The organism is Rhizobium oryzihabitans (assembly GCF_010669145.1).
Taxonomy (GTDB): domain Bacteria; phylum Pseudomonadota; class Alphaproteobacteria; order Rhizobiales; family Rhizobiaceae; genus Agrobacterium; species Agrobacterium oryzihabitans.
Window position 1 is genome coordinate 1,991,496 of sequence record NZ_CP048632.1, and the last position, 25,967, is coordinate 2,017,462.

At 59.3% G+C, this 25,967-nt stretch carries 22 protein-coding genes and 1 pseudogene; 11 read left to right on the top strand and 12 right to left on the bottom strand.

Features of this window, described 5'->3' with window-relative positions; genetic code table 11:
* Positions 1 to 226: 226 nt before the first annotated feature.
* Entirely contained in the window at positions 227 to 1,621 is a 1,395-nt protein-coding gene (locus G3A56_RS10445; protein ID WP_082183477.1) for a leucyl aminopeptidase family protein, read from the top strand.
* A gap of 62 nt (positions 1,622 to 1,683) precedes the next feature.
* Here G3A56_RS10445 and pncB read toward each other — a convergent pair whose 3' ends face one another.
* The 7 genes from pncB to G3A56_RS10480 all read right to left on the bottom strand — a co-directional run bounded on the left by pncB (position 1,684) and on the right by G3A56_RS10480 (position 8,647).
* Positions 1,684 to 2,988, bottom strand: a complete 1,305-nt coding sequence (gene pncB / locus G3A56_RS10450) for a nicotinate phosphoribosyltransferase (RefSeq protein WP_003493257.1) — start codon at positions 2,986 to 2,988, stop codon at positions 1,684 to 1,686.
* Between the two features lie 157 nt (positions 2,989 to 3,145).
* Entirely contained in the window at positions 3,146 to 3,505 is a 360-nt protein-coding gene (locus tag G3A56_RS10455) for a hypothetical protein (RefSeq protein ID WP_035241962.1), read from the bottom strand.
* A gap of 95 nt (positions 3,506 to 3,600) precedes the next feature.
* Complete coding sequence (locus tag G3A56_RS10460; protein WP_082183476.1) at positions 3,601 to 4,452, bottom strand: C40 family peptidase; 852 nt, start codon at positions 4,450 to 4,452, stop codon at positions 3,601 to 3,603.
* Positions 4,453 to 4,469: 17 nt separating this feature from the next.
* Positions 4,470 to 4,814, bottom strand: a complete 345-nt coding sequence (locus tag G3A56_RS10465; RefSeq protein ID WP_082184566.1) for a MarR family winged helix-turn-helix transcriptional regulator — start codon at positions 4,812 to 4,814, stop codon at positions 4,470 to 4,472.
* A 509-nt stretch (positions 4,815 to 5,323) separates the two neighbouring features.
* Entirely contained in the window at positions 5,324 to 6,430 is a 1,107-nt protein-coding gene (locus tag G3A56_RS10470) for a DUF475 domain-containing protein (RefSeq protein ID WP_082183474.1), read from the bottom strand.
* A gap of 292 nt (positions 6,431 to 6,722) precedes the next feature.
* Positions 6,723 to 7,649 (bottom strand): DMT family transporter, encoded by a 927-nt coding sequence (locus G3A56_RS10475; RefSeq protein WP_175414385.1) that lies wholly within the window; start codon positions 7,647 to 7,649, stop codon positions 6,723 to 6,725.
* 116 nt (positions 7,650 to 7,765) lie between these two features.
* A complete protein-coding gene (locus tag G3A56_RS10480) occupies positions 7,766 to 8,647 on the bottom strand; it encodes a LysR family transcriptional regulator (RefSeq protein ID WP_082183473.1) in 882 nt (293 codons plus the stop codon).
* Between the two features lie 106 nt (positions 8,648 to 8,753).
* Between G3A56_RS10480 and G3A56_RS10485 the strand changes: the two genes are divergently transcribed.
* The 3 genes from G3A56_RS10485 (at position 8,754) to G3A56_RS10495 (ending at position 12,611) form a co-directional block, all read left to right on the top strand.
* Positions 8,754 to 10,250, top strand: a complete 1,497-nt coding sequence (locus G3A56_RS10485) for a CoA-acylating methylmalonate-semialdehyde dehydrogenase (RefSeq protein ID WP_082183471.1) — start codon at positions 8,754 to 8,756, stop codon at positions 10,248 to 10,250.
* 230 nt (positions 10,251 to 10,480) lie between these two features.
* The gene (locus G3A56_RS10490; protein WP_082183470.1) at positions 10,481 to 11,551 is read left to right on the top strand and encodes a YjgN family protein; all 1,071 of its coding nucleotides are present in this window, start codon (positions 10,481 to 10,483) and stop codon (positions 11,549 to 11,551) included.
* A complete protein-coding gene (locus G3A56_RS10495) occupies positions 11,541 to 12,611 on the top strand; it encodes a M48 family metallopeptidase (RefSeq protein WP_137067568.1) in 1,071 nt (356 codons plus the stop codon). The genes G3A56_RS10490 and G3A56_RS10495 overlap by 11 nt, the downstream gene beginning before the upstream one ends.
* Before the next feature lie 48 nt (positions 12,612 to 12,659).
* On the opposite strand, the gene G3A56_RS10500 is transcribed toward G3A56_RS10495, so the two are convergent.
* Entirely contained in the window at positions 12,660 to 13,709 is a 1,050-nt protein-coding gene (locus G3A56_RS10500) for a Fe(3+) ABC transporter substrate-binding protein (RefSeq protein ID WP_246230975.1), read from the bottom strand.
* A 173-nt stretch (positions 13,710 to 13,882) separates the two neighbouring features.
* On the opposite strand from G3A56_RS10500, the gene rirA reads away from it, so the two are divergent.
* The 7 genes and pseudogenes from rirA (at position 13,883) to G3A56_RS10535 (ending at position 20,144) form a co-directional block, all read left to right on the top strand.
* Entirely contained in the window at positions 13,883 to 14,353 is a 471-nt protein-coding gene (gene rirA / locus G3A56_RS10505) for an iron-responsive transcriptional regulator RirA (RefSeq protein ID WP_003493229.1), read from the top strand.
* Between the two features lie 170 nt (positions 14,354 to 14,523).
* Entirely contained in the window at positions 14,524 to 15,570 is a 1,047-nt protein-coding gene (locus tag G3A56_RS10510) for an AbrB family transcriptional regulator (RefSeq protein ID WP_082183468.1), read from the top strand.
* Between the two features lie 140 nt (positions 15,571 to 15,710).
* A pseudogene (osmF, locus tag G3A56_RS10515) lies at positions 15,711 to 16,621 on the top strand (glycine betaine ABC transporter substrate-binding protein OsmF).
* An 87-nt stretch (positions 16,622 to 16,708) separates the two neighbouring features.
* Entirely contained in the window at positions 16,709 to 17,875 is a 1,167-nt protein-coding gene (locus G3A56_RS10520) for an ABC transporter permease (RefSeq protein ID WP_164056363.1), read from the top strand.
* Positions 17,872 to 18,810 (top strand): ABC transporter ATP-binding protein, encoded by a 939-nt coding sequence (locus G3A56_RS10525; RefSeq protein ID WP_082183466.1) that lies wholly within the window; start codon positions 17,872 to 17,874, stop codon positions 18,808 to 18,810. Before G3A56_RS10520 ends, G3A56_RS10525 begins: the two co-directional genes overlap by 4 nt.
* Positions 18,807 to 19,547 carry an ABC transporter permease gene (locus tag G3A56_RS10530; RefSeq protein ID WP_082183459.1) on the top strand — a complete coding sequence of 247 codons (741 nt, stop codon included), beginning with the start codon at positions 18,807 to 18,809 and terminating at the stop codon, positions 19,545 to 19,547. The genes G3A56_RS10525 and G3A56_RS10530 overlap by 4 nt, the downstream gene beginning before the upstream one ends.
* 108 nt (positions 19,548 to 19,655) lie before the next feature.
* Entirely contained in the window at positions 19,656 to 20,144 is a 489-nt protein-coding gene (locus G3A56_RS10535; protein WP_164056659.1) for a gluconokinase, read from the top strand.
* On the opposite strand, the gene G3A56_RS10540 is transcribed toward G3A56_RS10535, so the two are convergent.
* The 4 genes from G3A56_RS10540 to G3A56_RS10555 form a co-directional block, all read right to left on the bottom strand.
* Entirely contained in the window at positions 20,141 to 21,442 is a 1,302-nt protein-coding gene (locus G3A56_RS10540; protein WP_164056364.1) for an NAD(P)/FAD-dependent oxidoreductase, read from the bottom strand. The genes G3A56_RS10535 and G3A56_RS10540 overlap by 4 nt on opposite strands.
* A gap of 1 nt (position 21,443) precedes the next feature.
* Entirely contained in the window at positions 21,444 to 22,805 is a 1,362-nt protein-coding gene (locus G3A56_RS10545; RefSeq protein ID WP_164056365.1) for a glutamine synthetase family protein, read from the bottom strand.
* A gap of 171 nt (positions 22,806 to 22,976) precedes the next feature.
* Positions 22,977 to 24,224 carry an NAD(P)/FAD-dependent oxidoreductase gene (locus tag G3A56_RS10550; RefSeq protein WP_082183456.1) on the bottom strand — a complete coding sequence of 416 codons (1,248 nt, stop codon included), beginning with the start codon at positions 24,222 to 24,224 and terminating at the stop codon, positions 22,977 to 22,979.
* Between the two features lie 99 nt (positions 24,225 to 24,323).
* Complete coding sequence (locus G3A56_RS10555; RefSeq protein ID WP_082184560.1) at positions 24,324 to 25,964, bottom strand: ABC transporter ATP-binding protein; 1,641 nt, start codon at positions 25,962 to 25,964, stop codon at positions 24,324 to 24,326.
* Positions 25,965 to 25,967 lie beyond the last annotated feature (3 nt).

Here is a 25,967-nt window from a genome sequence, read left to right on the forward strand (position 1 = left end):
GGAGATGGCTAAAACGAGCGCTGCGAGACATGCTCCCCGCAGCAACCCTGCCCGACCGGTCTCGCCCAAAGAAAATGCAGTCATGGCAGCGCCCCCGCCCAAGAATTATCGATCTTGCGCCCGACATACGACAGACTCACATGACGCAACTTTCGCTTAAGCAATAATCTGTTAACCCTAACAGAGCGTTAATCGCACCGATTCTCGACAGTTACGAAAGCAGACCATGGCGCCCTATCAGTTCATCGAACGCCCGACCCCTTTCAGCTCAAAAGCCGGTAGCACCCTGCCGGTTTTTGCCGTTACGCCCGCCCATATCGAACAGGGCGCCATCGATCCTGTCGCACTGGACTGGGCGAAAAAAGCGGGTTTCAAGGCGGAAGCAGGCGCCATACTGCTCGTCCCCTCTTCGGATGGTTCGCTGGGGGGCGTCCTTCTCGGCCTTGGCGGCAATCCGTCCGAAGTCCCCTTCATCACCGGAAAGCTCGCCCGTGAGTTGCCTGAAGGCGAATGGCATGTCGAGACCGCGCCTTTGACGGCCAATCGCCTGGCGCTCGGTTTCGGGCTCGGGAGCTACCGCTTCGACAAATACAAGACCACCAAGACCAGCGGAGCCAAACTTCTCATTCCGCAGGATGCCGAGGATGGCGAAATCAAGCGCATTCTGGCCGGCGTTTTCCTTGCGCGAGATCTCATCAATGTTCCAGCCAACGACATGGGGCCGGACGAGCTTGAGATCGCCTTCCGTGCGCTTGCCGCCCATTACAAGGCAAAGGTGAATGTCACCACCGGCGACGATCTGCTGAAGGAGAACTTCCCGTTGATCCACGCCGTCGGCCGCGCCAGCGAAAGCGCGCCGCGTCTTCTGGAGATGAACTGGGGCAAGAAGGGCAATCCCCGCCTGACCCTTGTCGGCAAGGGCGTCTGCTTCGACACGGGCGGTCTCGATATCAAACCTGCCGCTTCCATGGCCCTGATGAAGAAGGACATGGGTGGTGCTGCCAATGTTCTCGGTCTCGCACTGATGATCATGGACGCCAAGCTGCCGGTCGATCTCCGCGTCCTCGTGCCCGCCGTCGAAAACTCGATCTCTTCCAACGCCTTCCGCCCCGGCGATATCTACAAAAGCCGCAAGGGGCTGACGGTCCAGATCGACAATACGGATGCCGAAGGCCGCCTCGTTCTGGCGGATGCGCTGGCCTTCGCCGACGAGGACGCGCCAGACCTTATGATCGACATGGCAACGCTGACGGGTGCGGCCCGCGTCGCTCTCGGCCCGGATCTGCCGCCCTTTTACACCGATGACAGCGATCTGGCCCATGATATCGCGGAAGCCAGCATCGATACTGACGATCCGCTGTGGCGGATGCCGCTTTACATGGGATACGACAAGGATATCCGCTCACGCGCAGCCGATATCACCAACGCACCGTCTGGCGGTATGGGCGGATCGATCACCGCCGCCCTGTTCCTCAAGCGTTTCGTCACCAATACGAAGCGCTGGGCACATTTCGATATTTACGGCTGGTCACTCAGCGAGCGGCATCACTCGTCGATCGGTGGAGAGGCGCAGGGCATCAGAGCACTCTTCCATTACATCGCACACCAGTTTGCGAAGTGAACTGACGCCACCGATGATGTGACGCCAAAGGGCGCTTCGTTCACCGGAGCGCCCTGCCTCAATCAGACAAGAACCTTCTGTTCCTTGTGGTCTTCCTCGCCGAAGAACTTCAGGTAGCGCTCCACTTCGGCCGGTTCGCCCGTCGCTTTCTGCGGATTGTCGGAGAGCTTCACCGCCGGACGGCCATTGGCATCGCTGACCTTGCAGACGATGGAGATCGGCTTGAGGCTGGCGATGGTCTTCGGTGCGCAACCGGCAAAATCATTGGTCAGATTGGTGCCCCAACCAAAGCTCATACGGACCCGGCCTTCGAAATGCCTGTAGGTGTCGATGATGGCATCGACATCGAGACCGTCGGAAAAGATCAGCATCTTCTTGCGGGGGTCGCGGCCCATCTTCTGCCACCAGTCGATGATCTTTTCCCCGCCCTCGATGGGCGGCGCGCTGTCGGGACGGAAACCCGTCCAGTCCGCCACCCATTCCGGGGCATTGCGCAGAAAAGCAGCGGTGCCGAAAGCATCGGGCAGCACGATCAGCAGGTTGCCGCCGTAAAGCCGGTTCCAGTCCTTCAGGACCTGATAGGGCGCGGCGGCCAGTTCCTCGTTCGTCTGGGCAAGCGCCGCAACCACCATTGGCAGTTCATGCGCATTGGTGCCGACCGCCTCGAGGTCGGAATCCATCGCAAGAAGGACATTGCTCGTGCCGGTAAAGGCAGGCCCGATCCCTTCCTTCAGCGCCTCGACGCACCAGCGCTGCCACAGGAAGCTGTGACGGCGGCGGGTGCCGAAATCGGAAATGCGCAGGCCCGGCAGTTCCCGCAGCCGCTCTACCTTTTCCCACATCTTGGCCTTTGCACGCGCATAGAGAACATCAAGCGTGAAATAGCCGAGCGAGCGCATGGCGCTGCGTGAACGCAGCTCGTTGATGATCGCCAGCGCGGGTATCTCCCACAGCGTGGTGTCCATCCAGCGGCCGTGGAAATTCAGCTCATACTGACCGTCCCGCTTGAAAAGCTCATATTCCGGCAATTGATAGCTGGAAAGCCAGGAGAGGAACTCCGGCTCGAAGATTTGCGAACGGCCATAGAAGGTGTTACCCGCAAGCCAGATATTCTCCTTCTTGGAGAGACGCAGGGTACGCGCGTGATCGAGCTGCTCGCGCAGTTCCATCTCGTCGATCTCTTCGGCCAGCCGCACGGTCTTGGTGCGGTTGATCAGGGAGAATGTCGCATCGACTTCCGGATAGAGTTTCCAGATCATCTGCAACATCAGCAGCTTGTAGAAATCCGTATCGATCAGGCTGCGGACGATCGGATCGAGTTTCCAGGTGTGATTGTGGACACGGGTTGCTATATCGGTCTTCGTCATGCTTGCATTCCCCAGCATCGGCCCAGAACATCGGCAGGGCCGACGTCACCCCGCACCTCGGCAGTATTATCAACCTGTCATGTCAAAGATTTATCTGAAAAAGCGACAACAAGTCCAGAGTGCGGGCGGCGCAAACGCCGCTTTAAGTCATATTACTTCAGAAGGTCGGGTCGACAGGATTGATGCCAGGATACCAATCCTTGGAGACGGGATTTCTGCCGCCAAAGCTGGAAATGCCGTTTTCATCGGTGCAGCGGTAACCCTGAACGGGAAGCCCACGACTTCCGAAAACATCCCGGTGAGGACCCCGTGAATAGCCCGTCGTACCAAGTTCGCTGTGGCAGGTATAACGGACCTTGGGTTGCAGCGTCCGCGGATCCTTGACCCCGGGCAAGTTCGCATAGGCGTCGGGCGCCGGGGCAAATCCGTTCTGATAAACGGTCTGCGCCCCAGCGGAAGCGCTCACCAAAATCGCCGTGAGGATCGCTGCCAATCGTGTCGCCGTTTTTGTCTTCATCGATGCCGGTCCCGTACCATCATTCATCCGATGTAGGCTGTCGGCAGCCTTCGCACAAAGGGCGGGGCAGGCACAATTTCGTGAAAGCCGCCGTCTCAGCTTTCCAGACGCCGGAAAGCCGTCGGCTGCTCATAAAGCCAGCCAATGCGCTCGATGGCCGCATCGAGATTTTCGCGCGCGACATTCATGGTGTGGCCATTGGCATGCAGCAGCGTATCTTCGTTTTCCATGAGGCCGACATGGCCCTTCCAGAAAACCAGATCGCCGCGGCGCAACTCGTCACGCTCGATTTCCACGCCGAGCGATTTCACCTGCATGTCGGTATCGCGCAGGACCCGTCGACCCGTCATGGCCATGGACAATTGCACAAGGCCGGAACAATCGATGCCGAATCCGGAGCGTCCGCCCCAGAGATAAGGTGTTTCGATAAAGCGCAGGGCCACCGCGACATAGTCTTCTTCAAGAGCGGCATCGGCTGGCTGGCAATGGGCGGCGATGATGCCCTCGCCTTTTTCGGTCAGCAGGTAGCGGGTGCCGCGTGTCTCCGCCTCACCGACGATCCGGATCAGGCTGCCCATGGAAAGGGCCGTGACTGGCGGTTTGCGCAATTCTGCAGCCGGATAGAGGAAGGTGCGCGGCGCAACCACCCGGTGGGTGACGGCAACGACATCGCCTATTGCCGTCTCCGGCACATAACCGGCATAACCATCCGCATCCGCCTGCACCCAAGCCCAGCCATTCGCGCGGTCGAAAACGCGCACGGTTTCGCCAGACAGAAGCTCCGTGTCGATGCCGGCGACCAGGTCCGGCGTCGGTCGCAGGCCAATCACCGGGACCGCGATTTGGGCGGGCGAACCGCTGACGAAACGCTCGGCCTGAACCACGCCTTGCAGTTTCTCATCGGCCAGATCGGAGCGGAAGACATTCAGGCGGCGGTCGAGCATCATGGTTTCACATCCAGAGGTTAGATCTTGCGCGCCTGATCAATAACCAGATCGCCGAATTTTTCCAGATAGAGCGCACCTGCCACCGTGCGTTTTATCACAACATTGCGCTTGTCCCGTTCGTCCCGCACCCTGTCAACTAGGCCGAGTGCCCCGAGACTGTCGAGGGCGCGGGTGATGACCGGCTTGGTCACGCCCAGCATCGCGGCGAGCCCGCGGACGGTGTGCGGCGGCGGCACAAGATAAATCTGCAGCAGGATTGCGGTCTGACGCAAGGTCAAATCCGGCGCATCGGCTGTTACCTGCGCCGTGGATACGCGATGCCAAAGCCCCAAGGCTTCCGTCGGCGAAAGTTCTGCAGGCAAACCGGTCAACCTTCCAGTCGTTATCCAACCGTTTTCATTCAACCGAAAGCAAAACTCAAGAACCCTAGCGCACAAACAAAACCGCCGTGCCTTCGCAAACCTCTGAGGTCGCGCGGCACGGCGGTGTTTATTTTCCCGTTTTCCGGGCTTTCAATGTCCCCTCTGGACTTGCAACATGAGATGCAGGAAGCGTGCCAGTTTTGCTGCGACGCACAAAGGGCAGCAAAGTGGGCGATCGCAAAAGATTGCAATCTCCCCTGCGTCATTCTCGGGCTTGACCTGAGGATCCACGATTTCAACGGGTTATGGGTCCTCGGGTCAAACCCGAAATGACGTGGAGTTTTGGAAAGATCTTTCCGGATCGCCCGGAATCAGCGATCTGACCTTGCACGCCCCAGACTGAGTAAAATTTGCGCGCTGATAACAAAGCAACAAAAATAGGCACCCAGAAATTCAGTGCCTAAAAACCGCCTTCCGCCATGACAGCGGAAGGCAAGGATCATTGCGGATCAGATTTCAGCGCCGCGTGCCGCTTCAACCGCATCGGCGCTCTCGCGCCGGTTATGCCGGATCGAAGACCAGAGTGAGATGCCGATCAGGGTCGCACCACCAAGGCCGGTGATGACCTCCGGTATGTGGAACATGGTCTGGACATACATGATGACCGACAGGATAAGGATCGCGTAGAAAGCGCCGTGTTCCAGATAGCGGTATTCGGCAAGCGTTCCCTTTTCGACCAGCATGATCGTCATCGAACGCACATACATGGCGCCGATACCGAGGCCGATGGCGATGATGAACAGGTTCTGGGTAAGCGCGAAGGCGCCGATAACGCCATCGAAGGAGAAGCTCGCGTCTAGCACTTCGAGGTAAAGAAACGCACCGAAGCCGCCTTTTGCAGCGCCTTCCAGCACTTCCTGGCTACGGTCGAGAATACCGCCGACGACTTCCACCAGCAGGAAGGTCAGAAGACCCCAGATCGCCGAATGGAAGAAGGTGTTGGCCGCAACCGGGCCAAGCTCCGGATTGTCGCTTGCGCCGATGATGCGGGAAAAGACCAGCATGACAACCAGCACGAAGGCGATCTCGATGCCCTTCACGGAGGAATAGACCGCAGCCTTTTCCTCGATCCAGCGTACCCAGTGCACATCCTTTTCATGGTCGAAGAAGAAGTTGAGGCCAACCATCATCAGAAAGGTGCCGCCGAAAGCAGCGATCGGCAGATGGGCGTCACGCATGATCTCGGAATAACGTTCCGGCTCCGTGGCGGCCATGACGAGCGCCGTCCAGGGGCCGACATTGGCGGCGACGACCACGATCAGCAGCGGGAAGACGATACGCATGCCGAAAACGGCAATCAGGATACCCCAGGTCAGGAAGCGATGCTGCCAGACCGGCGTCATCTCCTTGAGCTTATTGGCGTTGACGATGGCGTTGTCGAAGGAAAGCGAGATTTCCAGCACGGCAAGCACCGCACAAATGAAGAAGATCGTCGCTGTGCCGCTGACCGTTCCGGTCATTTCCCAGCCGAGATAACCGCCAAGGATCAGACCGACGACGGTTACGATAAAAGCCCACTTGAAGTAGGACAGCGTGGTTTTCTGGGCGGCGCTCATGTCCGGTTACCTCCGGTAACGAGAGCGATTGCGGAACGACGCAGGACGTCGGGCCGCACGCAGAAAGCACGCGCGCGAAGCACATTCAGGTTTTTCATAGTTTTTAATCCGCCGGCCAATTTTTGCAGGCGGTACCGACATCGCGAGAGCGCCGTAAAACTCTCGCCAGAGGGGCCCGGCACCTTTGTTTCCTCTGCCCTTGCGAGACATATTATCGCAGGACCTTCTCTTACTCCCTGAAGATCACGCCTTCGTCAAGTCCCGTGATTGTAACCGGGGCGGACAAGGAAGATCAAACCTGCTCCGCAGCCAGTCCTTCGGCGGTTTCGCGGCGACGTTTGAGCGTATTTTCGCGGAAGAAGATATAAAGGCCGGACAAAACAATCAGGCCTGCTCCAACGACAATACTCGTCTGCGGCATATCACCGAAGAACAGCCAGCCGAAAATCACCGCCCAGAGCAGCAATGTATATTGCAACGGCGCAACGGTTGCGGCATCGGCAAGTTTAAGCGCCCGGTTGACGAGCACGTGCGCCGCCATGGCGACCACGCCGAGAAGGCCGAGGAACGCGAGATCGAAACCGGACTGAACCGGCAACCAGCCGGACGGCGTGACGAACACCGCAACGATGCCCGCAAGGGCGGCGCCGATGATCTGCCAGAAGGCAAGTACGGTATCGGGCGTGTTGCGCAGCTGGCGTCCGGACAACATCATGAAGGCAAATGCGGCGCTGCCGAGAATGGAGAACAGAGCTGCGGAGGTGAGGCTCGCCGAGCTTGGTTTCAGCGCGATGAGAACGCCGACAAAACCGATGGCGATGGCCGTCCAGCGACGCCAGCCCACCTTTTCTCCGAGCAGAAAGGGCGAGAGCGCCGCCACATAAATCGGGGCTGCAAGCCAGTAGGTCATGACATCGGCCAGCGGCAGGCTGGCAACGGCGAAATAGAAACAGAAAAGCTCGGCGGTCGAGAAAAATACGCGCGCCACTTGCAGAAATGGCCGCTCGATTTTTACCAGGCCGGGAAGACCGGCTCTCCAGACGATCGGAACGAGGATGACAAGGGCCGCAGCACTTCGGATCAGGATAACCTGGCCCTGGCTATAGGTGGAGACGAGCCATTTCCCCATGGCGTCGTTCAACGCGAAAAGCAGCATTCCAAGCAGCATGACCGCGACGCCAAGGCCGGTCGGCGACAGCTTTCTTATCATATTCGACATGTCAGATTCCGATTTCTCCCAATGGCTGCATTGGTCGTTCAGCCAACCCTGCCTTGTCAAGCCCGGAGCGGGAGGACTCGCACAATAATATTACTAATAGATCGATGACGTCGTTTTTAGATGAAGATTCGCCGCTCTTCGGCCACGAGTTCCTGCAGAAAATCGACCACCGTGCGGACGCGGACCAATTGGCGGGCGGACTCGTGATAGGCCGTCCAGTAGGACCGGCCGATACCGAGATGCGGCATGATCCGCAGAAGTTCGGGATATTGTCCAGCGATGTAATTATGCAGGATGCCGATGCCGGCGCCGGAGCGCACCGCCTCCGTCTGGCCGGTGGCGCTTGAGATTTCAAAGGCGGCATCCCAGTCGCGCATGATCTCGCCGGTGTAGTTCAGCGAGGGCGAGAAGATCAGGTCCTCCACATAACCGATGCGGCGATGGCGCTTCAGTGCGTCGACATCCGCCGGCGTTCCGTACTCAGCGAGATAGGCCTCCGATGCGTACAGCCCCAGCGAATAGTCGGTGAGCTTCGAAAACATCAGCCTGCCCTGCTCCGGCCTTTCGATGGTGATGGCGATATCGGCCTCGCGCTGCGACAGGGAAAATGAGCGCGGCACCGGAACGAGCTGGATCTTCAGATCGGGATACCGTGCCGTGAGCCTGCCAAGCCGAGGCGCGAGAAAGGACACGCCGAGACCATCCGGCGCGCCGATACGCACCGTTCCCGCCACCGCCGTATCGACGCGGCCAAGATTTGCCTGGGCGTTCAGCATTTCGGTTTCCATGCGTTCGGCCCCGGCAAGAAGGCGCTGGCCTTCTTCCGTCAGCTCGCAGCCATTGGTGCTTCGCAAAAATAGCTGCGTGCCGATGGCCGCTTCCAGTGCGGAAATGCGCCGGCTGAGGGTGGCATGGTTGACGCCGAGCTTTCTCGCTGCCGAAAGAAACTGGCCGCTTCGCGCGACGCTTAGAAACAAACGCACATCATCCCAGTTCACGGCACCCTCCTTATGTCTATTTTTGCACAATGGATGCTTATTTCAGGCGATTGATTTGTGCAAATCGAAAGGTAATGCTGCGCCATCACATTCTGGAGGAAAACCCATGAAGGAAATCGGTCATTTCATTAACGGCAAGCATGTGCCCGGCACCAGCGGCCGCACATCGAATGTCTACAACCCGGCCACGGGCGAAGTTCAGGCGACCGTTGCGCTTGCCAGCGAAGCCGAGCTGCGCGCCGCCGTGGAAAGCGCCAAAGCGGCACAGCCGAAATGGGCCGCCACCAACCCGCAGCGCCGCGCCCGCGTTTTCTTCAAGTTCGTCGAACTTCTGAACCGCGACATGAACGAGCTGGCGGTGCTGCTCTCCAGCGAGCACGGCAAGACCGTCGAGGATTCCAAGGGCGATATCGTGCGCGGCCTCGAAGTCTGCGAATTCGTCTGCGGCATTCCGCATCTGCAGAAGGGTGAGTTCACCGAAGGTGCCGGCCCGGCCATCGACATGTATTCGATCCGCCAGCCGGTCGGCATTGGCGCAGGCATTACGCCGTTCAACTTCCCCGGCATGATCCCGATGTGGATGTTTGCGCCGGCGATTGCCTGCGGCAACGCCTTCATCCTCAAGCCTTCCGAGCGCGACCCGTCGCTGCCGATCCGTCTTGCCGAACTGATGATCGAAGCCGGTCTTCCGGCTGGTATCCTCAACGTCGTCAACGGCGACAAGGGCGCTGTCGACGCCATCCTGACCGATCCGGATATCGGCGCGGTGTCCTTCGTCGGCTCGACGCCGATCGCCCGCTACGTCTACGGCACCGCCGCCATGAACGGCAAGCGCGCGCAGTGCTTCGGCGGCGCGAAGAACCACATGATCATCATGCCGGACGCCGATCTCGACCAAGCTGTGAACGCATTGATGGGCGCGGGTTACGGTTCGGCCGGCGAGCGCTGCATGGCCGTTTCCGTTGCGGTTCCGGTTGGCGAAGAGACGGCGAACCGTCTCGTTGAAAAGCTTATCCCGCAGATCGAAAGCCTGAGAATCGGTCCCTATACCGACGACAAGGCCGATATGGGCCCGCTGGTTACCAAGGAAGCGCAGACGCGCGTCAGGGGCCTGATCGACAGCGGCGTCGAACAGGGCGCAAAGCTGCTAGTCGACGGCCGCGACTTCAAGCTGCAGGGCTATGAAGACGGTTATTTCGTCGGCGGCTGCCTGTTCGACCACGTGACGCCTGATATGGACATCTACAAGACGGAAATCTTCGGACCGGTTCTCTCCGTCGTTCGCGCCAAGAATTACGAAGACGCGCTCGAACTGCCGATGAAGCATGAATATGGCAACGGCGTTGCGATCTACACCCGTGACGGCGACGCCGCCCGCGACTTCGCAAGCCGCATCAACATCGGCATGATCGGCATCAACGTTCCGATCCCGGTTCCGCTCGCCTACCATTCCTTCGGCGGCTGGAAGGCCTCGAGCTTCGGCGACCTCAACCAGCACGGCACGGATTCGATCAAGTTCTGGACGAAGACCAAGACGATCACCTCGCGCTGGCCATCCGGTATCAAGTCGGGCGCTGAATTCGTCATGCCGACGATGAAATAAGCCGGAACAACCCGCGATCTTGCAGAAGGCCCCGCCAATTTTACGGCGGGGCCTTTTTGGTTAAAAGATAACCAGAAAAATCAAGTTTTCTTCTGTCAAAATAATTCCACTTAAAGCTGTTATCGCGTAAGAGTCCCGATGCGGCGTGGGGACGCTGCCAAACCGATGAATAACGGGGAAGCTTGCAAACTCAATCTGCCCGGAGAGGGGCATGCCATGAGGGACTATTTATGAGTGACATCTCTGTCAGCGCGGATCAGCGCGCGATCGAACGCGGTTCCTTCACCGGAAACGCGAAGGAATATTTCGGCATCTGGATCGTCAATATTCTTCTGACGATCATCACCATCGGCATCTATTCCGCCTGGGCAAAGGTGCGCCGCAAGCGTTACTTCAACGGAAATACTGTACTCGCCGGCCGCGCTTTCGGTTATCACGCCACCGGCGGACAAATCTTCAAGGGCCGGCTTATTGCCTTTGCCTTCATCGTCATCTCGCAGCTTGTCGGCCTCATCCACCCGTTCCTGGTCTTCGTGCCGGCGATCCTGCTTATGATCTTCTTTCCCTGGCTCATTACACGCAGCATCCGATTCAATGCGCGTGTGACGAGCTATCGTAACGTGCGTTTTGATTTTGTCGGCACAGCCGGTGGCGCTTTCGTCTCCATTCTGCTCGGCGGCCTCGTTGCGCTCTTTTCCTTCGGTATTCTGGCGCCTCTGGCCAGCCGCTGGGCGAACCGATACATTTTCAGCAATCTGCGTTATGGTGATCGCCCGTTCACTGCCGATCCCAAGATTGGCGCGCTTTACCGGGTCTGGATCATTCCCGCCATCATGGTCGTGATCGGCAGCGTCGTGGTCGGCTTTTTCGGCATTGCCGCCTTTGCCGCCAACAGCGCGATGCTCGAAGATGAGACGGCTGCCATGGTGACCGCGCTTGCCTCCCTCTATATCGGCCTTTTCGGCGCGTTTCTGGTCTATGGCCTTGCAGGCGTGGTCTATCGCACCGGCGTGCGCAACGTCGTCATCTCGTCCATGCTGCTTGACGGAAAGCACGAATTGCGCAGCGACCTTCATCGCGGCCGATATCTGTGGATCGTCATCTCCAACCTGATCGTCACCGTTTTCACCTTTGGCCTGATGCGGCCATGGGCGGCGGTTCGCGAAGCGCGTTACACCGTCGAGCGCACGGCAATCCGTTTCAACGGCGATGTGGGCGAGGTTCTCTCCTCGATGGAGGCGACGGGCGCTGCCGTCAGCGCCGAATATATGGATATGGAAGGTTTCGAATTTGGTTTCTGATATCGGAGAAACCGTTTCGGGCGAGTGGCATGCCGCTCGCTCCAACCTTTCGAGCGCCGCCAGGTTAAAACTTGGCGGCACGGTCCTTCTCGTGCTCGACGCGAAGGACAACCACGTCAGAACCCAGGCCGAGATAAAAACCGTCGAGATCAGCCATCGGGTCGGGACCATTCCCCGCGAACTGCATTTTCCTGACGGCTCGCTGTTCGAAACGCGCGACAATGACGGTGTGGACCGGCTGCTTGGCCAGCACATCACGAAACGTGCCGGCTTTGTGCATTGGATGGAACAGTTTCGCCCGCGGCTGGTCGGCATCACGGCAGCAGCCGTTCTTCTGGCCTACGGCACCTACAAACTGGCGCTTCCGGCGCTGGTGGAAGTGGCGGTTGCCGTGACCCCGCCGATCGTGCCGCAGGTCATGTCGGCCAGCACGCTGCAGGCCTTCGACAAAACGGTGTTTTCTGCGAGCACCCTGCCACAGGCGGAACAGGACGCGATCCGTTCGGACTTCGCCAGAATAGTCACCCATGCGAAGGGCTCGCCCGAAGATTACAAGCTGAATTTTCGCAATGGCGGTTATATCGGCCCCAACGCTTTCGCGCTTCCGGACGGGACGCTCGTGCTGACCGACGAGTTGGTGGAGCTGGCCGGCGACGACAGGCAGATGATCATTGGCGTTCTCGCGCATGAAATCGGCCATGTCGAACATGAACACAGCCTGCGGCAACTCTACCGCGCTGCCGGGGTCGCCGGTCTCGTCATGCTGATTGCCGGCGATGTCGGTTCGGCAATGGAAGACATTCTCACCCAGGGCGGCGGTCTTCTGGCTTTGTCGCATTCGCGCGATGCCGAACGTCAGGCCGACCAGCGCTCCGTGGAACTGATGCGCAAGGCCGGGCTGGATCCCACCGCAATCGAACGTTTCTTTGCACTGCTTGAGGACAAGCTGGGCGACAAGGGCGGCACCAGCATCGTGTCCACCCATCCCGGAACGCCGGAGAGGCGCAAGGCTATCCTCGACTACAATGCGTCTCTGGACGAAAAGCCGGCGGGTAATTGATCCGCCGGTAGCCCAACGCACAACCGATCGCGGGCATTGGCAGCGACATCAATTGGTTGGGCCGTCGTTGAAACCGACCTGATCCACCAGCTCGGATGCCTGTTTGCGATGGGCGGCGATATCCGTCAGCGGCAGCTTGTCCGGATTAATGGGGCCGAAGCCCTTCACCACATCGGAAGGCTCCGCGCCGGGCAGGACCGGATATTCGAAGACCTGCTTGGCGTAGATTTCCTGTGCTTCGCGCGATGCGAGGAATTCCATAAGCTTCAGCGCATTGTCCCTGTTGGGTGCGTATTTCGTAAGCGCCATGCCGGAAATATTCACATGTGTGCCACGGTCATCCGCATTGGGAAAGATCACCCGCACCGATCCCGCCCATTCCTTTTCTTCCGGCTCGCGGTCGTTGGTCAGCATCAGGCCGACATAATAGGTGTTACCGAGCGCAATATCGCACTCGCCGGAAAAGATCGATTTTGCCTGGCTGCGGTCGGTTCCGTCAGGCTTGCGCGCCAGGTTGTTCTTCAGGCCGGTCAGCCATGTGCGCGTATAATCGACACCATGATGGGCGATCATCGAGGCGATCAGCGCGATATTGTAGGAATGCTGGCCGTCGCGAATGCAGATCTTGCCCTTCCATTTCGGTTCGGCAAGCTCCTCATAGGTGATGTCCTTCTGGGTCACCCGCTCCTTCGAGGCATAAACCACCCGGCCGCGCGTCGTCAGACCGAACCACTCCCCTTGAGGGTCACGAAGGTTAGCCGGAATATCTTTTTCAATGATGGGATCGTTCAGCACCGGCTGCGTGACGCCGCCTTCTTTCGCCTCGACGAGACGGGCGATATCAACGGTCAGCAGGATATCGGCCGGCGAATTGACGCCCTCGGCCTGAATACGTTCCACCAGACCTTTGTCGAGGAAAAGAACGTTTGCCTCTATGCCCGTTTCTTTCGTGAAGGCATCGAGCAGCGGCTGGATCAACTCAGGCTGCCGGTACGAATAGACGTTCACCTCGCCATCCGCAAAAGCGGCAGGCGCAGCCAAAACCATTGTCAGTCCCGAAACAACGGCAGCGGAAAAACACGATTTCAAGCTTGCCATTACGAATGCCTCCATTACATTCAGATTCTTGACTTGTTTGTTCATGAATCATCGGGGCGGTCAACAAGGTCGTTCGAGAAATATCCGATGGGTTCGAGTTTTTTCAGTTTCTGGAATTGTTCTAAACTGAAAAAGAGACTATATAACTCCACATTGAGAGTTAGGAGACCAGCATGCGTTTGACCAAACAGACCAACTATGCCGTTCGCATGTTGATGTATTGCGCCGCGAATGAAGGCAAGCTGAGCCGCATTCCGGAGATTGCCAGGGCTTATGGCGTGTCCGAGCTGTTCCTTTTCAAAATCCTGCAGCCGCTCAACAAGGCTGGCCTCGTGGAAACCGTGCGTGGCCGCAACGGCGGTGTACGGCTTGGCAAGCCTGCCGAGAAGATCAGCCTGTTCGACGTGGTGAAGGTTACCGAAGACAGCTTCGCCATGGCGGAATGCTTCGAGGACGGCGCTGTCGAATGTCCGCTTGTGGACAGCTGCGGGCTGAACTCCGCGCTTCGCAAGGCGCTCAATGCGTTCTTCGATGTTCTGACGGAATATTCCATCGACGATCTCGTCAAGGCCCGGCCGCAGATCAACTTCCTGCTCGGGATCGATACGGAAATGCCGAAGGTTGCCGCTCTTCCGGCCGCCTGATCGTCCCATTGCCCAATCGGCAATCGCCATAGCCCGTGTCCAAAGGCCACGGGCTTTTCTTTTATAAAACGCGCATGAAATATAATATTTTTTATCCCGCGTGTTGACGTCGCAAGACGAAGCGGCGCATTTGGTCGCGAGCTTTTTTGAAGCAACCAATCAGCGTCGCAATGATCATCAAGCCTGAATTCCATACATTTGCGCTTACCGCGCTTGTCGGCAGCATGGGTGCGCTCATCGCCAGCCTCCTCAATATCCCAGCTCCCTTTCTTTCCGGCCCGGCACTCGCCGTGACGATCACGGGACTGGCCGGCGTGAGGCTCGGAATTCCCGCCTTCATCCGCAATGCCTGTTTCGTCGTCGTCGGCATTTCGATGGGAACGAGCGTGACGCCTTCGGTCATCGATGCCGCAAAAACGTGGCCCCTGAGCTTCGTCGTCGTGCTCGTCGCCGTCGTCATCATGCTTTATGTCGCCTACTGGATCCTGCATTACGGTTTCGGATACGACCGCACGACGGCGATGCTCGGCGCTTCGCCCGGACACCTCAGCTACATCATCAGTCTTGGCGCCGAGACAAAAAGCGATCTTGCGACCGTCAGCATCGTGCAAAGCGTGCGGGTGTTGGCGCTAACCCTTTCCGTGCCGCTGATCGTCGAATATTTCGACCTCGTCAGCACGGAGCCGCTCATCGTCAACCCGCCGATGGGCCTATTCACACTTGGGCTGACCATCGGCGCGTCTCTTGCGATGGGGTGGCTCTTCCTGCGATGGAAATTTCCCGCAGCCCTGCTACTCGGCGGCGTTGCCGTTTCCATCGGCACCCATATTACCGGCCTCACCGAGGGTGGCGTTCCGACCTGGCTCAGCCTGCCGGTCTATGTGCTGATCGGCTGTCTCATCGGCACGCGCTTTTCGAATGTATCCTTGATGGACGTGCGGAAAGGGTTTCTGGCGGGTTTCGTCGTCACCATCGCCGTGATGGTGATCGCCGGAAGTATCGCCTGGATGATTTCGGGCATCACCGGCGTTCCGCTCAATGCCGTCATGATCGCCTATTCGCCGGGCGGCCTTGAAACCATGGCGGCCATGGCCGTGATGATGCACGCCGATACCGCCTATGTCGGCTCGCATCACGTTCTCAGACTTCTGTTCCTGTCGGTTCTCATGCCGCTCGTCATGGGCAAGGATGCTCGCAAGCGGGACGACAAACCCTAAGCGGGACCAGCGCCCTCGCATTCACGCAAAAAACGCCAATGGCGTTGCAACCATTTGTTCTCCCGGCCGTTCTTGTTTCTCCGCAATTGCGGCGACGATTTTTCGCGTGTTCGACAGGCTGACCCACCGGAGGAATTTTCATGAAACGCTTGATGATGTTGACGGGCGCCGGACTGGCGCTTGCACTTTATGGTTCCATCGCTCAGGCACAGGTGGTGGTATCGTCGAAAATCGACACGGAGGGTGGCGTTCTCGGCAACATCATCCTCGCCGTCCTGAACAAGAACAATATCGAGACAACGGACCGCATCCAGCTCGGAGCCACACCGGTTGTCAGAAAGGCGATCACGGCGGGCGAGATCGACATCTATCCGGAATATACCGGCAACGCCGCCTTCTTTTTCTCCAAGGCGGACGATCCGCTCTGGAAGGATGCCGCCAAGGCTTATCAGGAAGCCAAGACACTCGATTATGACGCCAACAAGATCGTCTGGCTGACACCATCGCCCGCAAACAACACCTGGGCGATTGCGCTGCGCAAGGATGTCGCCGACAAGAACAATCTGAAGACGCTTTCAGATTTCGGCAAATACATTGCCGGTGGCGGTGAGGTGGTTCTCGCCGCATCCTCGGAATTCGTCAACTCCGCCGCCGCCCTGCCTGCGTTTCAGACCACCTACGGCTTCACCATGAAACCGGACCAGCTGATCACGCTTTCGGGCGGCGATACCGCCGCCACCATCGCGGCTGCCGCCAACCAGACGAACAATGCCAATGCGGCCATGGTCTATGGCACCGATGGCGGCATTGCCCCTCCGGGCTGGTGGTGCTTGAGGATGACAAGCATGTGCAGCCCGTCTACCAGCCCGCGCCGATCATCCGCGAAGAGGTTCTGAAAAAGAACCCCAATATCGAGGCATTGCTGAAACCCGTTTTCGAAAAGCTGGATCTGGCGACCCTGCAGGAGCTGAACGCCCGTGTGCAGGTGGGTGGTGAGCAGGCCAAGGCAGTTGCGACCGACTTCCTGACGAAGAACGGTTTCCTCAAATAATCACCTGTGAAACGCTGGGGCGGGATAGCGGAAACCATATGCGGTTTTTGCCATCCCGCTCGAACCTATGATCCGGGGGAGCGGAATTTGACGAAATGGCCTGACAAGGTGGGCGTGTTGATTTCGTGCCTGCTTCTCTACGCGCTTTTTGCGTCTCCCTTCATGACATTCCGCGCCAACCGGATCATTCAGGGCGAAACGCGGACGATCTTCGAAGCCCTTCCGGTTTCTGCTGCAATCCTTCTCGCCGCCATCATTCTTGTCGCCGCTTTCATCGCCTTTTTCCGCTTTCCAGCGCGCCTGAAACTCGCAGCCGCGTTGGTTGGCCTTGCGTCGTTGGCGATCTTCGTCGGGCAGGCGGCCTCCGCGTTGACGCCTGAAGGCAACAGTTTTGCCCGCGTTTCGCCCGCCAGCGGTTTCTGGTTGATGTTTGCCGCACTTGCCCTGCTCGCAACCGATTGCATTGCACGTCTCCAGCCGAAACCGGCCGTGCGGATTTTGCTGTTGCTGGCGGCAATGGCGACGCTTGCGGCGGTGCTGACAAGCGGCCTCTGGAATAACCTCTCCATCATCAAGGAATATACCGGCCGGGCCGATATTTTCTGGACCGAAGCCCTGCGGCATGTAGAGCTTGCCATCGGCTCTCTGGTCGCGGCGACCGTGGCCGGTATCCCGCTCGGCATTCTCTGTTACAAGGTCGAGCGCTTGCGCCCCGGTGTGCTGAACGCTCTCAACATCGTCCAGACCATTCCCTCCATCGCCCTTTTCGGTCTTCTGATTGCACCGCTCGGATGGATGGCAGCCAATGTGCCGGGCGCGGCGAAGATCGGCATCGCGGGCATCGGCATGGCCCCCGCCTTCGTGGCGCTGTTTCTCTATTCGCTGCTGCCTGTCGTTTCCAATACGGTTGTCGGTCTTTCCGGCGTCTCGCAGGCCGTGCGGGAAGCCGCGCGCGGGCTTGGCATGACGCCGCTGCAAAGGCTGTTGCGGGTTGAATTTCCGCTGGCCATGCCGGTCATTCTCACCGGCATTCGCATTGTCCTGGTGCAGAATATCGGTCTTGCGACCATCGCAGCACTGATCGGCGGCGGTGGATTTGGCGTTTTCGTGTTTCAGGGCATCGGACAGACCGCGATGGACCTCGTGCTGCTCGGCACCGTGCCGACCGTTCTACTCGGCTTCGCCGCCGCGATTACGCTCGACGCCCTTATCGACAGCAATCTCTTCAGCGCAGGCGGAAGGCAAAAAGCATGATCGAGATCGACACCATCACGAAACGATATGGCGATGCAGCCGTGGTCGACCAGGTCTCCCTGACCGTGGCGCCGCGCACCGTCACCGTCATCGTCGGCACTTCCGGGTCGGGAAAAACCACCCTTCTGCGCATGATCAACCGGCTGGTGGAGCCGACCTCCGGCACGATCCGCATCGACGGAGACGATGTGAGCACCATGCCGGGCTACAAGCTGCGCCGTCAGATTGGCTATGCCATTCAGGGCCATGGGCTGTTTCCGCATCGCACCGTGGCGGAGAATATCGCGACGGTTCCGCAGCTCATAGGCTGGGACCGCAAGCGTATCGATGCGAAAATCGACGCGCTGATGCATCTCTTCCAGCTCGACCCGGCGCTTTATGCCGACCGCTTTCCGCATGAGCTTTCCGGCGGCCAGCAACAGCGCGTCGGCGTGGCGCGCGCGCTTGCGGCCGAGCCGAACATTCTCCTGATGGACGAACCTTTCGGCGCCCTGGACCCGGTGATCCGCGCCAAGGCCCAGAACGATCTTCTCGATATTCAGAAGAAGCTCGGCGTCACGATCGTTCTCGTCACCCATGATATGGACGAAGCCTTCCATCTGGCGGACCGTATTGCCGTCATGGACAAGGGCCGCATCGTGCAGGACTGCCCGCCGGCCGAACTGGTGCTGAAGCCGGCGACGGATTTCGTGCGAACCATGATCGGCGAAAATGAGCGCGCCCTGAAACTGCTGTCCGTCCTGTCCGTTGCAGACGCCGTGGAGCCGGGAAGTGCTGATGGCGAACCGCTGAGCGAGCACACCAGCCAGCGCGACGCCCTGTCGGCGATGTTATGGGCGGGCCGCGATGCATTGCCGGTGCTGAAAGACGATGGCCAGCCGGCGGGCCGGGTGCGGCGCGATGTTCTCCTCCAGCGTGCCACCGGAACCCCATGAAAAATGCCGCCTCGTTTTTCGTTCCCGGCCTTCTGGTGCTGGCGCTGATCGTCTTCCTCGCGGCGCCGCAGGTCTTCGCGCCGGTGTTCCGCCCTCTCGTGCAGGCCAATGCGCCAGCAATCTACACCCAGGCCAACCTGCTTTCGCTGACACTGGCGCATCTCGCCATTGTCGGGATCGCGACGGGGATGGCGACGCTGGTGGCGGGGGCGCTTGCGGTTCTCGTCACCCGCCCCTTCGGAGCGGATTTTCTGCCGTTATCGCGCAGCATCGTCAACATTGGCCAGACCTTTCCGCCGGTGGCGGTTCTGGCGCTTGCGGTGCCGATGATCGGTTTTGGCGAGAAACCCACGCTCATCGCGCTGTTTCTCTATGCGCTTTTGCCGGTCTTTGAAAATACGCTGACTGGACTTACCACCCTGCCCGCAACCGTGATGGATGCCGCCAGAGGCAGCGGCATGACGGGCTGGCAAAGGCTTGTCAAAGTGGAGCTACCCCTTGCCCTTCCGGCGATCCTCGCTGGCATCCGGCTATCGGCCGTCATCAGCCTGTCGACGGCGACCATCGGTTCCACGGTCGCCGCGCGAACGCTGGGGGAAGTCATCATTGCCGGCCTGCAATCCAACAATCTCGCCTTCATCCTTCAAGGCGGGTTGATCGTCGCCGTGCTCGCGATCCTGATCCACGCTGGCTTTTCCACTCTGGAAAAGGCGGCAGCTCGCAAAACCGGGCACTGACATATGCAGGCTCATCATTTTTATGTTCCCGACATTCGCCGCACATGTTAGGGGCTGACCGTCGAAACAGAAACATTCGAGGTTCGGGTGACACAGGCAATCGTCGTGATGGGAGTGAGCGGCTCTGGCAAGTCCACGGTCGCAGAGGAACTGGCGGAAAAACTGGGTATTGCCTTCATTGAAGGCGACAAGCTTCACCCTAAATCCAATGTCGACAAAATGTCGGAAGGCATTCCACTGACCGACGAGGACCGCTGGCCGTGGCTCGATCTCATCGGCGCGGAATTGCACAAGGGCCGTGAAAATAACGGTGTCGTCGTTTCCTGCTCGGCGCTCAAGAAAATCTATCGTGACCGACTTCGCAAAGCCGCCGGTGGCTCGCTCGCCTTCGTCTATCTGGACGGCAGCCTGGAGCTTCTCAGCCGGCGCATGGGCGAACGAAAAGGCCATTTCATGCCGCTCTCGCTGCTCCAGACCCAGCTTGCCACGCTGGAAGTGCCGACCGGCGAACCCGGTGTCGTAACCGTCAGCATCGATGCCACGCCGGAAGATATTGCGAAAAACGCACTTGCCGGTCTGAAAGCGGTGACGTTTTAAAATCCGAGCCTGTCGCGCATGCCGTACCACCATGCGCCAAGCACGGTCAGCGGCACGCGGAACGTCTTGCCGCCCGGGAACGGATAGTTCGGCAGGGAACTCCAGACATCGAAACGCTCGGCGTGGCCTGCAACGGCCTCGCCCAATATCTTGCCCAACAGATGGGTTGTGGTGACGCCGTGGCCGCTGTCGCCATGCGAAAAATAGACATTGTCCGACAATTTTCCCATATGCGGAATGCGCGTCAGCGTCAGCGCGAAATTGCCGCTCCAGGCAAAGTCGATCCTCGTCTTTTCCAGTTGCGGGAAGGTCTTCAGCATATTTGGACGGATAACGCCGGTCAGATCCGCCGGATCGCTGCCGCCATAACCGATACCGCCGCCATAAAGCAGGCGGTTGTCGGAGGTGCGGCGATAATAATCGAGAATGTAATTGGCATCTTCGACGCAATAATTGGCGGGCAGGAGTTCCTCGATCAGGCCTGAATCAAGCGGCTCCGTCGCCATGACCTGGCTTGAGACCGGCATCATGCGGTCACCGATTTCCGGCAGCAGCTTGCCGAGATAGGCGTTGCCGCAAACGAGTACATATTTCGCCCTCACGCTGCCAGTCGCCGTGCGCACGACAGGGTTTACGCCCTGCTCCAGCGAAATGACCCTCGAATTTTCGAATATGCGCGCACCAAGGCTTTCGGCGGCCGCCGCTTCCCCCTGCACCAGATTAAGCGGGTGGATGTGGCCACCGAAGCGGTCGATCATGCCGCCGGCATAGCGATCGGTCTTCACATACGCTCCGACATCGGCCTTGGCGACCATTTCAAGTCCGCCATGGCCGTGTTTTTCCCAATGGGCCTTGTGGGCCTCCATTTCGCGGATCTGTTTCGGCGTGAAGGCGGCGAAGAAGCCGCCGTCGACGAGATCGCAATCGATGGCATATTTGGCGATGCGGCTGCGGATGATCGCGCTGCCTTCCAGCGACATTTCGCCGAGTTTCACCGCTTTGTCATGGCCATAACGGCTGGCGATCGTTTCAAGGTCGCGGCTGTAACCATTGACGATCTGGCCGCCATTGCGCCCCGAAGCGCCGAAGCCGACCCGCACGCCCTCCAGCACAATGACGGAATAACCGCGCTCAGACAGTTCGAGCGCGGCGGAGATGCCGGTAAACCCGCCGCCGATGACACAGACATCGGCTTCCAGTGCACCTTCAAGCGATGGCCGCACGGATTTGACATTGGCGGAGGCCGCGTACCAGGAGGATGTGTGGCCGGGATTGGGAATAGTCGTCACCTCAGCCATCTCACACCGTCCTGATATAGGCGTCATATTCGACGTCGGTTACACGCAGGGAAAATTCGGAAAGCTCCTGCTGTTTGCAGGCGGAAAACAGCGTGCGATAGCGCTGGCCGAGCGTCGCATAAGCGAAGCTGGAACGCGTGAAGCGCTGCAAAGCATAATCCCAGTTGGTGGGCAGGGGTTCGTGATTGATGGCGTGGCTGTCACCGGAAATCGCGCCGCCGGGCTGGCGTTTTTCCTTCATGCCGGCGAGTGCGGCACTCAGGATCATCGCCACGACGAGATAAGGATTAGTGTCGGCACCGGCGACGCGATGTTCGATACGCGTTGCGGCCTTGCTGGCGGTGATGACGCGCACTGCCGCCGAGCGGTTGTCGATGCCCCAGGAGGCGTAGGTGGGCGCATGTTCGCTGGGCGTCAGGCGGCGGTAGGAATTGGCATGGGGCGCGAAGATCGCCATGCTTTCCCCCATGTTTTCCAGAAGGCCGCCGACCGAATGCATTAGCGCATCCGATGGACCGTTTTCCCCGGCGTAGATGTTGGTGCCGTCCCTGTCGAGAACCGAGAAATGCACATGCATGCCGTTCCCAGCCTGCAATCCGTAGGGCTTGGCCATGAAGGTGGCGTCGAGTTCATGCCGCCGCGCTACGCCCTTGACGATACGTTTTAGGAAGACGGCGAAATCCGCGGCCTGCAAGGCGTCCGGCACGTGATTGAGGTTGATCTCATATTGTCCCGGTCCGTTTTCCCGCAGCGTCGTATCGGCAAGAACGCCCTGCGCCCGGCAGGCGGTCGCGATATCATGGAAGACATCCTCGAAATCCTGCAATTCTGAAATCGACAGAACCTGTGTCTGGCCCGTGTGCCATCGCCCCTCGCGGCTGTGCGGCGGACGGACGGGATCAAGCGCAGAGCGAACCGGGTCGATCAGGTAAAATTCGAGTTCGGTCGCCACAACCGGTGTGAGGCCAGCCTTTTTGTAGGCTTCCAGCACCCGTGCCAAGACATTGCGCGGATCGCCATAAAACCCTGTTCCGTCCGGATTTTTCATCGCGAGCAGGACTTGCGCGGTCGGTCGGCCAAGCCATGTCACCCGCGACAGGGTGCCGGGAACAGGAAAGCAGAACCCGTCCGGATCGCCCGTACCTTCAGCAAGGCCTGCGGCGTGTACATCGCGGCCCCAGATATCCAGCGCATAGACCGAACGCGGGATCGCCATTCCCTTTTCAAGAACGTCGATCGCCCTTTCGCGCGGAATCCATTTGCCGCGCGGCACGCCGTTCGCATCTATGACAAAGGCTTCGAGAATTTCGATATCGGGGTTATCGTCGAAAAATTTCTTTGCTTTTTCAATATCATCCATCATGCACCAGCAGGCCGTTTCTCTTCTGTTTCGCGCGCGGAAGCGCTTCGCTAACGAAAATCGTCCTGCTGCTGATAGATGAGAAACCTCGCCGTCATGATGACGCTTGCCCTTTTCCCCTTGGATAAGCCCATGTTACGTGGCCCGCTGCAGGAAGGCCAGCGGATTCGGCTATCAGGGATTGAACCTTTCCGGGCGATAGGCATCAATCGCGATAACAGGCGTTTCTCCCAGCATGGTTTCCGCCAGCACACGGCCGGTGATGGGCCCGAGTGTGAGGCCGTGATGGGCATGACCGAAGGCAAACCATAGGGTCCTGTGGCGCGGTGCCTTGCCGATGATCGGCATCATATCCGGCGTGCAGGGGCGCGCGCCCATCCAGGGTTCCGCATCCAGCCTGCCGCCAAGGGGAAAGACCGTACGGGCGACCCGTTCCGCCCGCTCGATCTGCACGGGGGATTTCGGCGCATCGCGTTCGGCGAATTCCGCGCCGGTCGTCAGGCGGATGCCTTTGCGCATTGGCGCGAGGAAGTAACCGCGCTCGGCATCGATCAGCCAGTTGTTAAGCTTCGTTCCCTCCTGCGGCGCATAATGCATGTGATAGCCGCGTTTGACGCCGAGCGGAAAGCGATAACCGAGCCTTTCCGTCACCGTATCCGCCCAGGGGCCCAGTGCGACAACGGCATGTTCAGCCTCCACCGCGCCGGTTTCGGTACGTACCGTCCAACCACTTGTCGTCTGGCTGAGCGTGGATGCATCGCCCCGCACAAAGGTTCCGCCAAGACTTTCGAAGAGTTTGACATAGGCGAGCGTCAGCGCATGCGGGTCGCGCACCGACCACGGATCGTCCCATTTCAGGCCGCCGACGAAATCCCGGCTGAGATGCGGTTCCGCCGCGGCGAGTTCCGTCTCATCGAGTTTCGTGTGGGAGATGCCGTGGTCGCGCGCCAGACGTTCGGCGAAAGCAAAGTCTGCATCCCGCCTTTCGGCGGTCCTATAGGCCTCCATCCAGCCGTTTTTCACGATCAGATCGCCGGCCTTGGCTTCATCGATAAGAATGCCGTGTTCGGAGACCGAATGCTCGATCAGTGGCGCATAGGCGCGGGCAATTGCTGCGTGGCGCGTGGCGGCAGAATTATACCAGTAGCGGCCAAGAAAAGGCGCGATCTTCGGCAAAGCCGAGAGATGATAACGGGCATCGATGCTGTTGTTCAGGGAATAGCGCAGCAGCCGGCTGACCTCCTGCGGAAAGGCGTAAGGGACGACACCCTCTCTCTGGATCAGTCCGGCATTGCCGAAGGAGGTTTCCTCACCCGGGCCCCGCCGGTCCACCAGTACGACCGATTTACCCCTGCGGGCCAGTTGCAAAGCGACGGAGACCCCGATGATCCCCGCCCCTAAAACGATCACATCCGCTGCCATGGCATTCAATCCGTTTGCGTATCTCGTCCCCGCAACATGGGTCGGCATTTTGCGCAAAGCAACAGAAAAATCATCGCCTTAATAGAAACAGCGATACGCCTACTGGCTCACCGCTTTTGTCTCAACGGCCTCGATATTGAAGGCTGCCGCCAGGAGAGCCCTGGTATATTCCTGTTGCGGATCAGCGAATATCTCCGCTGCCGGGCCGCTCTCCACCACCTTGCCGTTGCGCATGACAATCACGTCGTTTGCAAGCGCCTTCACCACCTTCAGGTCGTGGCTGATGAAGAGATAGGCGAGCTCATGCTTGGCCTGAAGATCGCGCAACAGATCGACCACCTGCGCCTGCACGCTCATGTCGAGCGCCGATGTCGGCTCGTCCAGCATGACGAAACGGGGTTTCAACACCATGGCGCGGGCAATGGCGATACGCTGGCGCTGGCCGCCGGAAAATTCATGCGGATACCGCCAGCGCGTTGCCGGGTCGAGGCCAACCTCGTCCAATGCCTGGGCGACACGGGTATCGCGCTCATCGGCGGAAAGCGAGCGCTCATGCACCTTCAAGCCCTCGGCGACGATTTCGCCCACAGACATGCGCGGGCTGAGCGAACCGTAAGGGTCCTGAAACACCACCTGAAGCCGGTTTCTGAGCGGCTTCATCATCTCATAGGAATAGCTGTCGATTGACTGGCCGATGAAGCTGATACGTCCCTCAGAGGCGATCAGCCGCGAAAGGGCGAGACCGAGCGTCGTCTTGCCGGAGCCGGATTCGCCCACCACGCCAACCGTCTGTCCGGCGCGCAGTGTGATATCGATACCGTCGACCGCCTTCACATGGTCCACCACCCTGCGCATCAGCCCCGCCTTGATCGGGAACCAGACCTTTATGTCGTCGCCCTGCAAGACCACGGGTTTGCTGGTGTCGGAAAGCGGCGGCTCGCCCTTGGGTTCGGCTGCCAGAAGATGGCGCGTATAGGCGTGTTGCGGATCGGTAAACACCTGTTCCACTGTGCCTGTCTCGACGATCTTGCCCTTGGTCATGACGCAGACACGATCGGCAAACTTGCGCACGATGCCGAGGTCGTGGGTGATGAACAGCATGGACATGCCGTGACGGGTCTTGAGATCACTCAACAGCTCGAGGATCTGCGCCTGAACGGTCACATCCAGCGCGGTCGTCGGCTCATCGGCGATCAGCAGTTTTGGCCGGTTGGCGAGCGCCATGGCGATCATCACGCGCTGCCGCTGGCCGCCGGACAATTCATGCGGATAGGCCTTCAGGCGCTTTTCCGGCTCGCGGATACCCACCTGCAGCAACAGTTCCAAAGTGCGCGCCCGCGCCTCCGCGCCGGTGATCGCCTGATGCAGCTCGAGGATTTCGCCGATCTGCCGCTCGATGGTGTGGAGCGGGTTGAGCGACGTCATCGGCTCCTGGAAAATCATGGTGATGTCGTTGCCGCGAACGGCGCGCAGAGCGCGTTCCGGCAGGGTCAGCATATCCTTGCCGTCGAACAGGATTTTGCCCGAAGGATGGCTCGCCGCCGGATAGGGCAGCAATTTGAGGATCGAGTTCGCCGTCACCGATTTGCCGGAGCCCGATTCCCCGACAAGGGCGACGACCTCGCCCGGCATCAGATCGAAGGAGACCTGATCGACGGCGACGCTGGTCGCGCCGCCCTGATGGAAGGCGACGGAGAGATCCCGGACGGAGAGAAGCGGCTGGGTCTTGGTTTCCATCATGGC

Excerpts from the sequence above, each read along its gene's own strand:
- G3A56_RS10445 (WP_082183477.1), top strand. The coding sequence starts at position 227 with ATGGCGCCCTATCAGTTCATCGAACGCCCGACCCCTTTCAGCTCAAAA.
- pncB (WP_003493257.1), bottom strand. The coding sequence starts at position 2,988 with ATGACGAAGACCGATATAGCAACCCGTGTCCACAATCACACCTGGAAA.
- G3A56_RS10455 (WP_035241962.1), bottom strand. The coding sequence starts at position 3,505 with ATGAAGACAAAAACGGCGACACGATTGGCAGCGATCCTCACGGCGATT.
- G3A56_RS10460 (WP_082183476.1), bottom strand. The coding sequence starts at position 4,452 with ATGATGCTCGACCGCCGCCTGAATGTCTTCCGCTCCGATCTGGCCGAT.
- G3A56_RS10470 (WP_082183474.1), bottom strand. The coding sequence starts at position 6,430 with ATGAGCGCCGCCCAGAAAACCACGCTGTCCTACTTCAAGTGGGCTTTT.
- G3A56_RS10475 (WP_175414385.1), bottom strand. The coding sequence starts at position 7,649 with ATGTCGAATATGATAAGAAAGCTGTCGCCGACCGGCCTTGGCGTCGCG.
- G3A56_RS10485 (WP_082183471.1), top strand. The coding sequence starts at position 8,754 with ATGAAGGAAATCGGTCATTTCATTAACGGCAAGCATGTGCCCGGCACC.
- G3A56_RS10490 (WP_082183470.1), top strand. The coding sequence starts at position 10,481 with ATGAGTGACATCTCTGTCAGCGCGGATCAGCGCGCGATCGAACGCGGT.
- G3A56_RS10500 (WP_246230975.1), bottom strand. The coding sequence starts at position 13,709 with ATGGCAAGCTTGAAATCGTGTTTTTCCGCTGCCGTTGTTTCGGGACTG.
- rirA (WP_003493229.1), top strand. The coding sequence starts at position 13,883 with ATGCGTTTGACCAAACAGACCAACTATGCCGTTCGCATGTTGATGTAT.
- G3A56_RS10510 (WP_082183468.1), top strand. The coding sequence starts at position 14,524 with ATGATCATCAAGCCTGAATTCCATACATTTGCGCTTACCGCGCTTGTC.
- G3A56_RS10525 (WP_082183466.1), top strand. The coding sequence starts at position 17,872 with ATGATCGAGATCGACACCATCACGAAACGATATGGCGATGCAGCCGTG.
- G3A56_RS10530 (WP_082183459.1), top strand. The coding sequence starts at position 18,807 with ATGAAAAATGCCGCCTCGTTTTTCGTTCCCGGCCTTCTGGTGCTGGCG.
- G3A56_RS10535 (WP_164056659.1), top strand. The coding sequence starts at position 19,656 with ATGGGAGTGAGCGGCTCTGGCAAGTCCACGGTCGCAGAGGAACTGGCG.
- G3A56_RS10540 (WP_164056364.1), bottom strand. The coding sequence starts at position 21,442 with ATGGCTGAGGTGACGACTATTCCCAATCCCGGCCACACATCCTCCTGG.
- G3A56_RS10545 (WP_164056365.1), bottom strand. The coding sequence starts at position 22,805 with ATGATGGATGATATTGAAAAAGCAAAGAAATTTTTCGACGATAACCCC.
- G3A56_RS10550 (WP_082183456.1), bottom strand. The coding sequence starts at position 24,224 with ATGGCAGCGGATGTGATCGTTTTAGGGGCGGGGATCATCGGGGTCTCC.
- G3A56_RS10555 (WP_082184560.1), bottom strand. The coding sequence starts at position 25,964 with ATGATGGAAACCAAGACCCAGCCGCTTCTCTCCGTCCGGGATCTCTCC.